This is a genomic window from Microbulbifer maximicatervae (SeqCode) (genome assembly GCF_052467325.1).
On the sequence record NZ_CP174310.1, the window covers coordinates 3,398,696 to 3,411,168 of the forward strand.

Sequence of the window (12,473 nt, forward strand, 5' to 3'; positions counted from 1 at the left end):
CTTTGATTATTCGGCATTGAAATATTATTGGCCGAACAATCCAACAATCACTTCTAACGGGTCAGTAAGTCCCGTCCGTGAAGCATGGTGTATTCAATATCTTCAATCGCTTTTGGAGCCGCTGCTGAGAGGATCTGAGGCCCTCTATTGGTAAGTGCGACATCATCTTCGATTCGAATCCCGATCCCGCGAAACTCTGCGGGAATACTCTCGTCGTCCTTCGGGACGTAAATTCCGGGTTCGACCGTCATTACCATTCCGGCTTCCAGCTGGCGCCAAGCTCCATGAATGCGATAATCACCCACATCGTGCACATCCATGCCCAGCCAATGGCCAACCCGGTGCATATAAAACTGCCGATAAGCGCCAGACTCTATCAACCCCTGGGTGTCGCCTCGCAACAGTCCTAAATCGACCAACCCCTGAGTGATTATCTCAACACTGGCAGCGTGGGGATGATCCCAGTGATTGCCCACTGAAACCTGTTCAATCGCCGCTTGCTGTGCCGCCAAAACGATCTCATAAAGTGCGCGCTGCGGTCCGCTAAATGAACCATTAACCGGATAGGTGCGAGTAATATCGGCCACATAACCACGGTACTCACACCCCGCATCCACCAGCACCAAGTCCCCATCGCGCAACTGGGCATTATTACTGCAATAGTGCATCACCAACGCATTGCCACCACCCCCAACGATAGTGGGATAGGCTGTTTCCCGGGCTCCAGAGTCGACAAAGGTATGCAGGAGGGCAGCCTCCAGCTGGTATTCGTAAAGGCCCGGCTGGCATCGGGTCATAGCCCGGCTGTGTGCCTCGGCACTGATTTTGGCCGCCTGCTCCATTAAGCGAATTTCCTGGGCCGACTTAATCAGTCGCATTTCCCGCAACTGGTAATCGAGGTCGACCATTTCCGGTGCACCCCCGGTATCCGGCGCTGTGGTAATCCGCTCCAGGTAATTGCGTATTCGCTTATCCAAATGGGCGTAGCGGCCCATGGGGAAATAGAGCAGCTCGCGCCCTTCTAGCAACCCCGGCAAAATATCATCGAGATCACCGATGGGAAATGCATCGTTCAAGCCGCACTGCTGCATCGCGCGCTCCGGCCCCAGGCGCGGGCCATCCCACTTTTCTTTTTCCGCATCGCGCTCGCGACAGAACAGCAGGGTTTCTCCCTGTGTTCGTCCCGGTACCAAAACCAGCAGCGCTTCCGGTTCATCAAATCCAGTGAGATACAAAAAATCACTGTCCTGGCGAAACGGAAAAAAAGTATCCCGGGAACGCAGTTGCTCCCCAGCAGATGACACGATTGCCAAACTACCTGCGGGCAATTCTGCCATCAGGCGGTTGCGTCGGCGGGCGTACTCAGATCGACTGATTCCCGCTGTGGTTTTCGGGGTCTTAGACATCAGTGAATGGTGGGCTCGCTATTGGAGTCCTTACCCTTTACCTCAGTAAATATATTGAGTACGGCTACGCGCACGTATTCCTGCAATTCCACCAGTTGCAGCTCAGTCTCCTCACCCTCTTCAACATGTTCGGCATCCAATTGGGCGATGGCACTAATATCTTTTAAAGCTTCGTCACTGGTGGGCATCAATTTTTCCCGGGCCCCGCCGATTCCAAAGCCGTGCAGGAATCCATCGCACCAATGACCCAGCGCCAGGGCGCGGGAGACAACATCTTCGTCATCGCACAGCACCAATTCAAAATCGAAGTTGGAACCATCCAACTGCTTGTGGCTTTCCTCAGTCAGCTGGAAAAAATCCCGATTGAGATCTGCCGGCACCGCCTCCACATCGAGCAATCCCGCCAGCTCATTCTGCCAGCGCTGTTTGTCCGGCCGCTCACCCGCCGCCAAAATGCCACAGATAAAACCGTGCAATTCACTGGGGTCAGCCTGCCCCCCAGCTGAGAGAATGGCATTGGCGAGGAGTTCAAATTGGCTAGCTTCTGAAGTCATGGTTACCGTACAGCTTTTCTAAATTAGGCTTTTCAAACCGGCCGTCACACTGGTGCCAAACCGGGAATTTGAGGCATTAAGAGACAATTTTGTGATTGTCCGCGCAGGTGCAGCGATTGACCCACCAATACGCCGGCAATATAGTAGCGGAATCCCTCGCAGTCTGTCGTGTTGCGAACTCAGACGTCGACCTCAAATGCAGGAAATATGGATAAGCTGCAAGCGCTAGAAAGCACCGTGGATTCACTCATTGCCCGCTGTCAACAATTGGCGGATGACAATCGTGAATTACGCCGGCAGGAAGCCGACTGGCTGCGTGAACGCCAGCGCCTGATAAAAAATAACGAGGCCGCCCGCTCGCGGGTAGAAGCTATGATTAACCGTCTTAAGGGGCTAACGCAAGATACCTGATGTCTGAAACCGCATCACCCTCCGAAACTGTAACTGTTTCTATTCTCGATAAAGAGTACCGTGTCGCCTGCGCGGAAAGCGAGCGCGCCGGACTACAGGCTTCGGCACACCTGCTACACGAACGCATGTCCCGCATCCGCGCAACGGGTACTGTCATCGGCTTAGAGCGTATCGCCGTAATGGCAGCGCTTAATATTGCTCACGAGCTTATCCAGGCGAAAGCTGAGCTCAGCTCCATTCCCCTGCAAGAGGAAATGTTGGAGCGACTTACTGATAAGGTGCAAAACGCACTGGGCGAAATAGACTCGGAAGAAAAACTTCAGGAGTAAGGTGACAAGAAGCCACTTTCTGCTACTGGTCATTTCATCTAAATTTCTGGTTAACAGCCCCCCGCTCTACAAGTTATAATTGGTTCATACCCTGGGGTGTTGGCCAGCAGACTATGTCCTTGAGCCGATAATCTTACCCCGGTGGTTTCCAGCGAGTGCTGGTGTGCAAGTCCGCCTTGTAGCGGAAAGCCTTATGTACTCCGGATCCCACCACCTTGAACCTTACGGTTCAAGGCTCCGTCTACAGCCGCACACTCGGGGTACCCTATTTCTTCACGCTCTTCTCTTCCCACAATGACTGAAACCAAAACGCAACTGCGCCGCCGTATGCGCGCGGGGCGACGGGAACTCAGCGCCTATCAACAGCGTTTGCATGGCCGTGCAGCCATCACTCTCCTGAGCCGTATCCCACAAATGAATCGAGCAGCGCATGTCGGTATCTATTGGCCGACTGATGGCGAGCTGGATGTCCGCTACCTGCTGCAACGTTTTCCACAAAAACATTTTTATTTGCCACAGCTGCCGGCAGAACCACACCCCCACCTCCGGTTCAGGCGTTGGCAAGGCGAACCCCTGGCTTTTCGCAATCGCTATCGCATTCCGGAGCCAGTGCGCACGACTTACCGCGCTCCCAAGCTCCTGGATCTGGTTTTAGTTCCCCTCGTCGCCTTCGATCCCGGTGGAGCACGCCTGGGAATGGGGGCCGGTTTCTACGACCGTACTTTTGAGCGCAAACAGTTATTTCCAGGCACGGGGCCACAACTTATTGGCGCAGCGCACCATCTACAGTGTGTGGATAACTTACCCACGGACAATTGGGATATTCCACTGGATATGGTGGTGACTGAGCAAAGGATTTATCGCTGCCGCTAAAAAGTGATTGGCGGAGCACAAAAAAAGCCGGACACCTGGGTGTCCGGCTTTTTTTGTGTTTGCTCGTGGGCAGAGCGCCCCCCCGGCATCAGCCTAACGGGTAACCACTCCCTGTTGCAGAGCAGCCGGCGGTTCAGCTTCGGAAGAAAATACCTCAGATAAACCACTGGTACTCAACAGAACGCCCGCGACAAAGACAACCACAGCGATTGTCAGCGCATCGGCTTTCATTGGGACCATCCTGTACGATAATTTTGTTTTTATATGCGTTTCGCCCCGCTTATGACCAAAGCCACAGCAAAAGTTCCACGCGAATAGACAATACTCAAGAAGCGGCGTAATAGTAACCGTTTATTGGATATTTTATGAGTTTTTTGTCTCAAAATTAGACAAGCAAGTTCGACAAAACAGGATTTGCAGTCTATACACCTTTCAATAAATGAGACGCCTTTCTCAGGTAACCGAAAGAGATGGTTTAAGCGCCCAAAAATAAGCGATAAGCCGGGTTCTCCGTTTCGTCCCAAAAACGAAAGTGAAGCTGATGTAGCAGTGCCTGCAACTCGCCCCGCGCAGCCGGCTCTACCTGTAACCCAACCAAAACCCGCCCATAAGCTGCCCCGTGGTTGCGATAGTGAAACAGGGTTATATTCCAGCGCCCGGCAAGATGCTCGAGGAACTTGCGCAAGGCCCCCGGACGCTCGGGAAATTCAAAGCGATAAATGACCTCATCGGGCAAGCCCGGTACTCTACCTCCCACTAAATGGCGAATATGCAGTTTCGCCATTTCGTTATCGGTGAGATCGGTAACCTGATAATCTTTGGACTCAAGCTGACTAACCAATTGGCTGCGGTCTTCCTCAGATACCACCTGCAGACCCACAAAGATATGCGCTTCGTTATCACTGGCAAAACGATAGTTAAACTCAGTGATTGAACGGTCCCCTAAATCCCGACAGAACTGCAGATAACTTCCCGGTTGCTCAGCAATTTTTACCGCGAGAACCGCCTCGCGCTTTTCACCGATCTCAGTGCGCTCGCTAATGTAGCGCAGGCGATCAAAATTAATATTGGCTCCACTACACACTGTGGCGAAGGTGCCGTTGCGATTGTCGTGTTGTTCCAAATATTTCTTCAACCCCGCCAAGCCAACGGCTCCAGCCGGCTCAGCGATAGAGCGTGTATCCTCGAATATATCCTTAATGGCCGCACAGATTTCATCGGTACTTACAGTGATAACCCCATCCACGGTTTCGCGCAGAACCCGGAAGGTCTCCTCACCGATTTGTGCAACGGCAACACCATCGGCAAACAAGCCCACCTCCGCTAGCCGAGCGCGCTCGCCGGCTTTCAGCGCGGCCTCCAGACAGGCAGCATCCTGTGGCTCTACACCGTACACTTTGGTTTCCGGACGTACATATTTGATATAGGCGGCCATGCCTGCGGCTAAACCACCCCCTCCGACCGGAATAAACACCGCGTCCAGATTGCCCGAGTGCTGGCGTAACATCTCCATAGCCACGGTGCCCTGGCCGGCGATCACATCGGGGTCATCGTAGGGGTGGATAAATACCAGCCCCCGCTCTTCAACCAGCTCCCGAGCCCTCGCCGCTGCTTCATCAAAGGTATCCCCATGTAGCACGACTTCGGCACCGCGCATGCGCACAGCACTCACCTTAATTTGCGGGGTGGTTTTGGGCATCACTATAGTCGCGCGTACTCCCATTTGAGCTGCGCTCAGGGCAAGCCCCTGGGCATGGTTGCCCGCCGATGCAGCGATCACTCCCCGGGCCCGCTCCTCGGCGGGCAACTGCAGGAGCTTGTTGTATGCCCCTCGAATCTTGAAGGAAAACACCGGCTGCAGATCTTCGCGCTTCAACAGAATCCGGTTGTTAAAGCGATGGGAGAGTTGGCGCATTTGCTCCAATGGCGTCTCGGTAGCGACATCGTAAATACGTGCGTCTAAAATGCGCTTGATATAGGACTTGGGCATGACGTGTTTGACGGCCGTAGCGGTTAATTACTGTGCGCGACTCAGCGTAGACTAATAGCAGGGTTACATAGGCCCTGTGTGCAGCGCAGCACCGGCATGACAGTCTAAGCCTTGAGAAGCATATTTACCACAAAAAACAACCAGACGCGCTTTTTTTTATCGTCAGATACAAATTAAGGCGAAATAATTGCAAAGGAAACTATCCAGAGTATGACCCAGGATGAATTGAAACAGGCGACAGCTCGCGCCGCTATCGACTATATCGCCCCGCGCCTGGAGGACAATTCCATTGTCGGCGTAGGTACCGGTTCCACCGCTAACTTCTTTATCGATTACCTGGCGGAGATCAAAGGTACCTTTGACGGTACTGTGGCCAGTTCTGAAGCCTCCGCACAGCGACTCAAATCCCACGGCATTCCCGTTTATGAACTTAATGCCGTCGACGGCATCCAGTTCTATGTGGATGGTGCCGATGAAGTAAACCCCGCCCTTGAAATGATCAAAGGTGGTGGTGCTGCATTGACTAGAGAGAAAATCGTAGCGGCCTGCTCTGAAGAATTTATCTGCATTGCCGATGAGAGCAAGTGGGTAAAAGTCCTGGGAGAATTTCCCCTACCGGTTGAAGTTATCCCCATGGCGCGCTCGCTGGTTGCCCGAGAACTGGTTAAACTCGGCGGTGATCCGGTTTATCGTCAAGGTGTGATCACAGATAATGGCAATGCCATTCTCGATGTATACAATCTGCGTATCGAACACCCCACTGTCCTTGAAGAAACCATCAATAACATTACTGGTGTGGTGACCAACGGTATCTTTGCCAAGCGCTCCGCCGATATTTTACTGCTTGGCACCAGTGCCGGAGTGAAGACCATTACCGTTTAAACATGTCGTAAATAGTTATGCACAAAAAAAATAAAAAATGCGGACTGCTGGTTTTGCTCAGTGCTGTTGCACTGAGCAGCGGCTGTGCAACCGCGCCTCCAAGTAATCTCGACAACGTCTGCTCTATTTTCCAGGAAAAAAAGAAGTGGTACGGCGAGGCAAAAGACGCGGAGGAAAAATGGGGCTCTCCAATTGCAGTGATGATGGCAATCATGCACCAGGAATCCCGTTTTGTGCATGATGCCAAGCCCCCGCGCACCAAGATCCTGGGCTTTATCCCCGGCCCGAGGCCGTCCGATGCCTACGGTTATCCTCAGGCTCTGGGGACCACTTGGCGCCACTACCAAAGGTCTTCCTTTAACTACGGTGCCGACCGGGATGATTTTGGCGACGCCATCGATTTTATCGGCTGGTATAACAACACCAGTGCACGCCAGTGCCAGATACGCGCCAATGACACCTACAGCCTTTACCTCGCCTACCACGAGGGGCACGGTGGTTTTAATCGGCGCACTTTCCAGAATAAAGCCTGGCTAAAGAATGTATCCCACAAGGTATCTGCCAGGGCGCAAAAATATCAGCAACAACTCAATAGCTGCGAACAGTCGCTGAAAAAACGCAAGAAATTTCTCTGGATTTTCTAGCTGATCACAGCGACCGTTAGTCGCAAGGCCCACCTCGGTTTAAATCCGGTGCAGTTTTCCTGCATTATGAGCGGCGGCAGTCGCTCACTAAATTTTATGACCTCACAACCACTCCAGGAAAAATTCTCCTTGCTGGCGGAAAAAGGCGCTACAAGGCGCCAGAAACTGACTACGCTGAAGACTAATAGCTACCCGCTTTAGACTTGGTACAGGTCACTAAAGCTCCGCCACAAGCATAAATTTACAGCCCCAACGTGACGCTGGGTGCTCCCTCTGAGAAGCAAAAGCGTCCTTATACTTTTTGGAGTGCCCGATGAAGCTCTTTTTGAAATACCTGGCTGTATTGGCAATATCACTCAGCGTGCCGATGACCTTCGCACAACCTGCTACCAGCCAAACAACCGCCCCCAAAGCTTCGTTTAGCGAACCGCAGCTCAAGCAATTTGCCAACGCCTATCGCTCTATCGTGATGCTGAGTCGAGAATACGCTCCCAAACTGAAAGCGGCTGCCGATATCAAGGAAGCGGAAGCGATCAACAAAGAAGCACAGGGAAAAATGATCGCCGCAATTGAAAAAGCCGGCCTTTCCAAAACCAAATACCAGGAAATTGCCAACAGCATTAAATCGAATCCCGCCCTACTGGAGAAAGTGAATAAAATTCTTCAGCAAAGCCACGCGCCACAGCAGTAATCCAACTTTGTGAGTGGCGCTCTGATCAGCTCATTGCGTCACTCAAATCCAGCTTTACATCTAACACCTGGCAAATAATCGGCAAATTGGTTTTCACCCAATTCTTGTCAAAAGACCCCCAATCACGCAGCAGGTAGTAGCCGTCATTGTGGCGCACGCCTTCCTGAATGAACTCTACAACTGTGCCATGCCCCGGCAATCCTTTCGCAATGATGTCCTGCACCGTACGGCGAGGCCATCCAGTTGCCTCCTCCAAAGTAGGATTATTGGGACGCGGAATATGCTCAATCAGGTAAGCAATCAACATTCGCCGGCAGATGGTCGGGTTTAACAGACTTGCAACAGACGTCGGTGACATTTGACCAGTCCTTCACTAACGGAATTTTTCCTATTGTTGACGAATATGACTTACAGGTCGAGGAAATAGTGATTCACTATCGCTATCAAACTTTAAAAGAACTGTCAGTCCACAGAGGATCAAGCATAGAAAATTGTTGAGAGCAAAACTGGGATTTTCAGTCGTTAACGCAAAAAATACACATTAAAAGACAGAAATAGACAACTTTTATTCCATAAGCCCATCAAGTTCGAAACTGTCACCACTAATAAAAGCATAGGCAGTTGCATATAAATTAAGCAGAAGCCTGACTTTCTCTCTCTGTTTGCGCATAATCCATACCGTAATACAGCAGCAGACAGAAAATAATTGTGAGGCTGAAAGAGTGGACAATGAAAACCCCAAACTCCGCGAAGCGGGGCTAGGTATTCCCGCCGCTGCGGTAAAGGCCCATCTGGTTGGCGCACAAGCGACCGGACTGGACTGCCAACAACTACTCATTGATAGCGGAATCGCCCCCGCCCAGCTAGATGAGCCCGATAGCCGCGTTGGCCGGGAGCAGATGGCCAACTTGTTACGCCTTGAGTGGGATTTTCTGAACGATGAGTCAGGAGGATTCCTGGCGCGCCCTTGGCTGCCGGGCACTTTTGCCATGATGGGGCACGCTTGTATCACCTGTCCCAACCTGCGCCGAGCTCTGCTTCGCTCTAGCCGCTTTATCAGCATGGTGAGTGACGACTTGCACATCAAGCTGGTCGAGGATGGTGAAGAAGCTCGACTGATCATTCACCACACCAATGAAAAAAAATTGCCCAACCAAATTTTCGTCGAATCTATCGCGGTAATCTGGTTGCGCTTTTTTAGCTGGCTGATCGACCGTACCATTTTATTAGAGCGCGTTCTTCTGGCGTTTCCCCCGCCCGACTACAACGAAGACTACAGCGATATGTTCCCTTGCAGGCACTACTTTAACCAAGGTGAAACCTGCCTGGTATTTAACACTCGCTATTTGCAAATGCCCCTGGTACGCGATGAGCAACAGCTGGCAGACTTCCTGTCCCGCGCCCCCGAGTGCCTGTTGACCCAATACAAATCCGACCACAGTTTCACCGGTCGTATTCGCCGTATGCTGCAACAGCAAAACAGTATCGAAAATCTGTCACTGGATGATGTCGCCGCACGTTTATACACATCTCCACAGACGCTGCGCCGCCGCCTCAAAGAGGAGGGCAACAGCTGGCAGGATATTAAAGACTCTGTTCGACGGGATATGGCGGTTTACCAGTTGAAGCAGCAGGAAACCGCTGTAGCTGAAATTGCCGAGCGCCTGGGCTTTTCCGAGCCCAGCGCTTTTAATCGCGCATTTAAAAAGTGGACAGGGCTAGCTCCCGGAGCTTACAGGGATAAATTCCGTAGTTAAGGCGGCACTAAAAATCCCGGTCAAAAGACCGGGATTTTTTATAAATGAAATCCACCTTGGAAAATATCCTTTAAAGGGATTCCCGTATCCCGGCTACTCCTGAGAGTTTGTCACTACCCGGATACTAACTCGCTCAACATTGAGGGCTTTTTGGTCCCTCTTCTCTGACATATCTTCCGCAACAGGCTTAGCTGAGCCCATTCCTGTTGCAGTGATACGGTTTGCCGCTATCCCCTTCTTCAGTAGAAGTTCTTTCACAACATCCGCACGTTCTTGGGAAATTTCCTGCTCTGCAATTTCATTACCCTCACCTTTTACATGCCCTTCAATAGCAATGGTTAAGTTGGGGTTGTCCTGCATGATTTTTGCCAGAGCATCGATATCCTCAGCTGCAGGGTTGGTGATTTTTGCGGTTCCCTTTTCAAAGTTCACCCGCATGGGGAATTCCCGGTCGGGATTGTCTGAAAAACTCTTGAGATAATCACGCAAATTACTGGAAAAGTTATCGGGGCCCAGTTGCGCTTCCTCTTCCGCTTTCTCAAGGGGGGAATCCCCTACCGGCTGTGAAGCGGACTCCATAAAGCTCGCTTCCTGGGAGGTCATGGAAGGATTACTTTCTGAATTTTCCTTTTTCCCTTTCAACATACACATATTCAATGCGTAGAGAACCACAAGTACCAACAGCAAAGGAAAAAACCAGCTACTGAAACTAACCGGTTTACGTTTTTCTTCGGGCCCCTGAATTGCTGTAGCCCGAGGTTCCTGGGGTTTGGCGTGGCCATGGGTAACCAGAGCGTCTCCCAACTTCCCAAAATCTGGAACGTCGATTGCTTGAAGAAGGTTATCCGGTATATACCCCTGTAAATGCTCCCGCTGGCCAATCAGGAATGAAGCCAAGTCAGAAACATCCATTTTTTGAGCTTTGGCCTGGCTTTGCATCAACGAAGTAACTATCGGTGCGGATACACTCAATAGATCTCCGCCCTCTTTCCCCAAATTATTCGCTGCAACTTCCAGGACCTCTTTTTTACGGCTGCTGAAAATTTTTTCCAGCATTTTCTCACCGATGTCTGTAATTGACTTCAACTTTTCTGGTGAGGAAATAGCGGTGGCGAATTTAGACAAATCCAGCGCTTCACTTTCAGAAATTAAATTAAATAAATAACCCATTCCTGTTTTACTACTGGCCCTGTTCAACATACCAGCCAGTATGTAAGCAACGCCTGAACAGAGTGCAGCTTCACCTTGCCCTGCCGGCAAATTCAAAGCCTTTGTCAGCGCATCAATACCCCCGGAGCCCAATTGGCCGGTAGCCATATCCAAAACATTATCCGCCATAGCCAAACCTCGCTCACCACCTCAGGGACCGTCAAAGTACATTTATTTGTCCGGGGTCACCTGTGTGTTACCCATTCAAATTTTTCTCAGCTGCCCTGTATCACCCATTACCCTGCCTGACATGGGATTCCTCCAGCCGCAAAGATAATTTAAGTGCCAATTTACCGTGCCAAAATTTCAATAGATTTAGGCGCCTTACTTGAGTGTACGGCAGTACCTCCACATGGTTAGGTTAATTTGGAATAAATAAAAAGATATTTGACTAGGAATTTTTCGGTAGTACCTGGAAGCTGAGTCATCTTCCGTGGCAATTTTTATCATTGAACCCAAGCTGCACCGCACTATGGTAATAAGCGAAACCATAAAATAAAAAGAGGCTAAAACCGTGCCAACCGAAGCCTACATCTACGATGCTATCCGCACCCCGCGGGGCAGAGGCAAATCCAGCGGTGCCCTTCACGAAGTCAAACCTATCACCCTGCTTTCAGATCTCCTGAAAGAATTACAGACCCGCAATAGATTCGACACTGCCAAAGTGGACGATATCGTTATGGGCTGTGTTACACCGATCGGAGATCAGGGTGCCGATATCGCAAAAGTTGCAGCTTTAGCTGCCAATTGGGACTGGGATATCGGTGGCGTAACTCTGAATCGCTTCTGTGCCTCCGGTGCCGAAGCGGTCAATCTCGCCGCTACCAAAGTTCGCTCCGGGTGGGAGCATCTGGTAGTGGCCGGAGGTGTAGAGTCCATGTCGCGGGTGCCCATGGGCAGCGACGGCGGCGCCTGGGCGATGGACCCACGCACAGCAATAGATACTGGATTTGCACCCCAGGGCATTGGCGCGGACTTGATCGCTACACTCGGCGGGTTTTCTCGCGAGGATGTGGATAACTTTGCGCTGGACTCTCAGCACAAAGCGGCAGCCGCCTGGAAGCGCGGTGCTTTCGAAAAATCTGTGATTCCCGTACGCGACCAAAATGGCCTGACCATACTCGATCACGACCAGCTGGTGCGCCCAGATGCGTCCATAGAGGCCCTGGCACAACTCAAGTCGTCCTTTGCCGGGATGGGTGACCTGTGCTTCGACAGCATTGCCATATCCCGTTACCCACAGGTCGAATCAATTAACCATGTTCACACTGCGGGAAATTCCTCAGGAATCGTCGATGGCGCAGCCGCCCTGCTGATCGGCAGTGAACAGGCCGGGCGGGATCTGGGGCTCAGCCCCCGCGCCCGTATTGTCTCCGCTGCGGTAGTGGGCACTGAGCCCACTATCATGCTCACAGGCCCCGCGCCCGCCACTCGCAAAGCCCTGAAGGCCGCAGGCCTGACGGTGCAGGATATTGACCTCTTTGAGGTGAATGAAGCCTTCGCGGCAGTGGTGATGCGTTTCCAACACGAGTTGGACGTGGACCCACAAAAACTCAACGTTAACGGCGGCTCAATCGCTATGGGCCACCCCCTCGGCGCGACCGGTGCAATGCTGATCGGCACAGTATTGGATGAGCTGGAACAACGGCAACTTCGCTACGGCCTGGTCACACTATGTGTGGGCGGCGGTATGGGTGTAGCAACCATTATCGAAAGAGTTTAGGGGG

13 protein-coding genes, 1 other RNA gene and 1 pseudogene are annotated in these 12,473 nt (G+C 51.7%); 9 read left to right on the forward strand and 6 right to left on the reverse strand.

Annotated elements, in window-relative coordinates:
* Nucleotides 1-53: 53 nt before the first annotated feature.
* Nucleotides 54-1,406, reverse strand: a complete 1,353-nt coding sequence (pepP, locus tag ACJJIE_RS15125) for a Xaa-Pro aminopeptidase (protein ID WP_444892231.1) — start codon at nucleotides 1,404-1,406, stop codon at nucleotides 54-56.
* Nucleotides 1,406-1,960: a UPF0149 family protein gene (locus ACJJIE_RS15130; RefSeq protein WP_444892232.1), complete on the reverse strand. Its 555-nt coding sequence runs from the start codon at nucleotides 1,958-1,960 to the stop codon at nucleotides 1,406-1,408. Before ACJJIE_RS15130 ends, pepP begins: the two co-directional genes overlap by 1 nt.
* Before the next feature lie 207 nt (nucleotides 1,961-2,167).
* On the opposite strand from ACJJIE_RS15130, the gene ACJJIE_RS15135 reads away from it, so the two are divergent.
* The 4 genes from ACJJIE_RS15135 (at nucleotide 2,168) to ACJJIE_RS15150 (ending at nucleotide 3,573) form a co-directional block, all read left to right on the forward strand.
* Nucleotides 2,168-2,371: a TIGR02449 family protein gene (locus tag ACJJIE_RS15135; RefSeq protein WP_108734784.1), complete on the forward strand. Its 204-nt coding sequence runs from the start codon at nucleotides 2,168-2,170 to the stop codon at nucleotides 2,369-2,371.
* On the forward strand, nucleotides 2,371-2,700 hold the full coding sequence (locus ACJJIE_RS15140; RefSeq protein ID WP_282930937.1) for a cell division protein ZapA: 330 nt from the start codon (nucleotides 2,371-2,373) through the stop codon (nucleotides 2,698-2,700). Before ACJJIE_RS15135 ends, ACJJIE_RS15140 begins: the two co-directional genes overlap by 1 nt.
* A gap of 85 nt (nucleotides 2,701-2,785) precedes the next feature.
* Nucleotides 2,786-2,966: non-coding RNA, 6S RNA (ssrS, locus tag ACJJIE_RS15145), on the forward strand.
* Between the two features lie 28 nt (nucleotides 2,967-2,994).
* On the forward strand, nucleotides 2,995-3,573 hold the full coding sequence (locus ACJJIE_RS15150) for a 5-formyltetrahydrofolate cyclo-ligase (RefSeq protein ID WP_282930936.1): 579 nt from the start codon (nucleotides 2,995-2,997) through the stop codon (nucleotides 3,571-3,573).
* A gap of 93 nt (nucleotides 3,574-3,666) precedes the next feature.
* On the opposite strand, the gene ACJJIE_RS15155 is transcribed toward ACJJIE_RS15150, so the two are convergent.
* Together ACJJIE_RS15155 and ilvA are read right to left on the reverse strand one after the other, a co-directional pair.
* Nucleotides 3,667-3,804 (reverse strand): hypothetical protein, encoded by a 138-nt coding sequence (locus ACJJIE_RS15155; RefSeq protein ID WP_192879435.1) that lies wholly within the window; start codon nucleotides 3,802-3,804, stop codon nucleotides 3,667-3,669.
* Between the two features lie 244 nt (nucleotides 3,805-4,048).
* Nucleotides 4,049-5,566: pseudogene (gene ilvA / locus ACJJIE_RS15160) on the reverse strand (threonine ammonia-lyase, biosynthetic); the annotation flags it as partial.
* A 207-nt stretch (nucleotides 5,567-5,773) separates the two neighbouring features.
* On the opposite strand from ilvA, the gene rpiA reads away from it, so the two are divergent.
* The 3 genes from rpiA (at nucleotide 5,774) to ACJJIE_RS15175 (ending at nucleotide 7,780) form a co-directional block, all read left to right on the forward strand.
* Nucleotides 5,774-6,445, forward strand: a complete 672-nt coding sequence (gene rpiA, locus ACJJIE_RS15165; protein WP_444892233.1) for a ribose-5-phosphate isomerase RpiA — start codon at nucleotides 5,774-5,776, stop codon at nucleotides 6,443-6,445.
* Between the two features lie 17 nt (nucleotides 6,446-6,462).
* The gene (locus ACJJIE_RS15170) at nucleotides 6,463-7,089 is read left to right on the forward strand and encodes a transglycosylase SLT domain-containing protein (protein WP_282930933.1); all 627 of its coding nucleotides are present in this window, start codon (nucleotides 6,463-6,465) and stop codon (nucleotides 7,087-7,089) included.
* Nucleotides 7,090-7,402: 313 nt separating this feature from the next.
* Nucleotides 7,403-7,780, forward strand: a complete 378-nt coding sequence (locus ACJJIE_RS15175) for a DUF4168 domain-containing protein (protein ID WP_282930932.1) — start codon at nucleotides 7,403-7,405, stop codon at nucleotides 7,778-7,780.
* Between the two features lie 25 nt (nucleotides 7,781-7,805).
* Here ACJJIE_RS15175 and ACJJIE_RS15180 read toward each other — a convergent pair whose 3' ends face one another.
* Nucleotides 7,806-8,138, reverse strand: coding sequence for a helix-turn-helix domain-containing protein (locus tag ACJJIE_RS15180; RefSeq protein WP_413663608.1), 333 nt, complete (start codon nucleotides 8,136-8,138; stop codon nucleotides 7,806-7,808).
* 364 nt (nucleotides 8,139-8,502) lie between these two features.
* Here ACJJIE_RS15180 and ACJJIE_RS15185 point away from each other — a divergent pair, with 364 nt between their 5' ends.
* Nucleotides 8,503-9,537, forward strand: a complete 1,035-nt coding sequence (locus tag ACJJIE_RS15185) for an AraC family transcriptional regulator (RefSeq protein WP_444892234.1) — start codon at nucleotides 8,503-8,505, stop codon at nucleotides 9,535-9,537.
* A gap of 93 nt (nucleotides 9,538-9,630) precedes the next feature.
* Here the strand turns inward: ACJJIE_RS15185 and ACJJIE_RS15190 are convergent, their stop codons facing one another.
* Nucleotides 9,631-10,875, reverse strand: a complete 1,245-nt coding sequence (locus ACJJIE_RS15190; RefSeq protein ID WP_444892235.1) for an OmpA family protein — start codon at nucleotides 10,873-10,875, stop codon at nucleotides 9,631-9,633.
* A gap of 385 nt (nucleotides 10,876-11,260) precedes the next feature.
* Here ACJJIE_RS15190 and ACJJIE_RS15195 point away from each other — a divergent pair, with 385 nt between their 5' ends.
* A complete protein-coding gene (locus tag ACJJIE_RS15195) occupies nucleotides 11,261-12,469 on the forward strand; it encodes an acetyl-CoA C-acetyltransferase (protein ID WP_444892236.1) in 1,209 nt (402 codons plus the stop codon).
* Nucleotides 12,470-12,473 lie beyond the last annotated feature (4 nt).